The organism is Pseudomonas sp. (assembly GCF_037994325.1).
Classification (GTDB): Bacteria; Pseudomonadota; Gammaproteobacteria; order Pseudomonadales; family Pseudomonadaceae; genus Aquipseudomonas.
On record NZ_JBBNAH010000148.1, the window covers coordinates 1 to 2531 of the forward strand.

2 protein-coding genes are annotated in these 2531 nt (G+C 57.8%); both read right to left on the reverse strand.

Annotation, left to right across the window (positions count from 1 at the left end; all coding sequences use genetic code 11):
- Positions 1-35: 35 nt before the first annotated feature.
- Positions 36-1178 carry a polyamine ABC transporter ATP-binding protein gene (gene potA / locus AAAB16_RS05015; protein WP_340662355.1) on the reverse strand — a complete coding sequence of 381 codons (1143 nt, stop codon included), beginning with the start codon at positions 1176-1178 and terminating at the stop codon, positions 36-38.
- Positions 1179-1317: 139 nt separating this feature from the next.
- Positions 1318-2412, reverse strand: coding sequence for a polyamine ABC transporter substrate-binding protein (locus AAAB16_RS05020; protein ID WP_340662356.1), 1095 nt, complete (start codon positions 2410-2412; stop codon positions 1318-1320).
- Positions 2413-2531 lie beyond the last annotated feature (119 nt).

The window sequence follows — 2531 nt, forward strand, 5'->3', positions numbered from 1 at the left end:
GCCCGTAGGCATCAGCCTTTTTAGTCTTCGAATGCTCATGAGCGCAACGCGACCCCGCTGTCGTCTTCCCACCAGACGTACACTTCGTCGCCCCAGGTTGGGCGCGCGCCACGGCGTTCGGCGTTGGCCACAAACGACTGCACGACCTTGCCGCTTGGCAATTGCACGTAGAACACCGAGTGACCACCCAGGTAGGCAATGTCATGCACCTTGCCGCGCGACCAGTTGTATTCGCAGGTCGGCATTTCGGTGGTGACCAGCAGTTTTTCCGGGCGAATGGCGTAGGTGATTTGCTTGTCCTGCACCGAGGTGGTCACGCCGTGGCCAACGTAAATGGCACGTTCCAGGTCCGGACTGGCGATCAGCGCGTGGCCTTCCATGTCTTCCACCACGTGGCCGTCGAACAGGTTCACGTTACCGATGAACTCGCAGACCATGCGGCTGGTCGGCGTTTCATAGATGTCGATGGGGCTACCAATCTGCGCGATCCAACCCAGGTGCATGATGGCGATGCGTTCAGCCATGGTCATGGCTTCTTCCTGGTCGTGGGTCACCATGACGCAGGTCACGCCCACGCGCTCGATGATTTCCACCAGCTCCAGCTGCATTTGCGAACGCAGCTTTTTATCCAGGGCGCCCATCGGTTCGTCGAGCAGCAGCAGCTTCGGACGCTTGGCCAGGGAACGGGCCAGGGCCACACGCTGACGCTGGCCGCCGGACAACTGATGCGGCTTGCGCTTGGCGTACTGGCTCATCTGCACCAGCTTGAGCATTTCCGCCACGCGCTCGTCGATTTCAGCCTTGGACATGCGGTCCTGCTTAAGGCCGAAGGCGATGTTTTGCGCCACGGTCATATGCGGGAACAGCGCATAGGACTGGAACATCATATTGATCGGCCGCTCGTAGGGCGGCATATCGGTGATGTCTTGGCCGTCGAGGAAGATCCGTCCCTCGGTTGGGCGTTCGAAGCCTGCCAGCATCCGCAGCAAGGTGGATTTACCCGACCCGGAGCCGCCGAGCAGGGCGAAAATTTCGCCTTTGTTGATTGTCAGGGACACATCGTCCACTGCAATCGTCTCGTCGAACTTCTTGGTCACCCGATCGATTTTGACCAAAACCTCTTTAGGTTTCTGGTCGCCCTCGAGGGCTTTCTTGTAGGCGCCGGAGGCAACTGCCATTACAAAACTCCCAACTTTATTTTGAGGGCCAACCCACTACGGGCTGGCCTTTTTTCATCGTCACCCGACTGCTGTCAGGTGATTACTGGGTTACTAGCGCAAGGTGGCGCTGCTGGTTCGGTTGTTACGTGTTCAGTGGTTACTTGCCGGACTTGATCTTGGTCCAGGAACGGGTCTCGACGCGTTGCAGCTTGGGTGGCAACGGCACAGACACGTACAGGCGGTCGATGACCTCTTGCGGTGGGTAAACCGCAGGGTCGTTACGCAGCTCTTGGTCCATCACCGCATCAGCTTTGCTGTTGGGGTTGGCGTAACCGACGTACTCGCTGATCGGCGAGATCACCTTGGGGTCCAGCAGGTAATTGATAAAGGCATGGGCCTGTTTGGCGTTTGGTGCGTCAGCCGGAATGGCGAGCATGTCGAACCACAGGTTGCCGCCCTCTTTGGGGATGCTGTAGGCAATCTCGATGCCTTTCCCGGCTTCCTTGGCGCGCGAGGCGGCCTGGAAGATATCGCCGGAGAAACCTGCCGCGACGCAGATGTCGCCGTTGGCCAGGTCCGAGATGTATTTCGAGGAATGGAAATAGGTGACGTAAGGGCGAACGGCGAGGAGTTTGGCTTCGGCCTTTTTGTAGTCGTCAGGGTTGGTGCTGTTGGGATCGAGGCCCATGTAGTTGAGCACGGCCGGGAACATTTCATCCGGCGAATCGAGGAACGCCACACCGCACTGGTTAAGCTTTTTGATGTTCTCGGGCTCGAACAGCATGGCCCAGGAATCGATATGGTCGACGCCCAATACCGCTTTGATTTTTGCCACGTTGTAACCGATGCCATTGGTGCCCCACAGGTACGGCACGGCATACAGGTTACCCGGATCGCTCTTCTCCAGCTGCTTGAGCAGCTTGGGGTCGAGGTTAGCGAAATTCGGCAGTTGGCTGCGGTCGAGTTTCTGGAACACGCCGGCCTTGATCTGCTTGGAGAGGAAGTTGTTCGAGGGCACTACCACGTCGTAGCCAGTGTGGCCGGCGAGCATTTTGCCTTCGAGGGTTTCGTTGGAATCGAAGACGTCGTAAACCGGTTTGATCCCGGTGGCTTTCTGGAAGTCCGCCAGGGTGGTTTCGCCGATGTAGTCGGTCCAGTTGTAGACATGCACTGTCTGTTCGGCCTGGGCCAGGGAGCTCATGCCCACTAACGCCAATGCACTTATCAGGGTTTTGCGGAAGGGAATTCGCACATGTCCATCCTCGTTTTTGTTGGTTCACTATGGCCGTAAACAATGGCCAGTCTGTTACCGCGCGCCGCCCGCTTGGCTGCCAACTGTTAGTGGCAAAGGCGGAGCAAAAGAACAATTGC

Coding starts and splice junctions, on each gene's coding strand:
- potA (WP_340662355.1), bottom strand. CDS start 1,178: ATGGCAGTTGCCTCCGGCGCCTACAAGAAAGCCCTCGAGGGCGACCAG.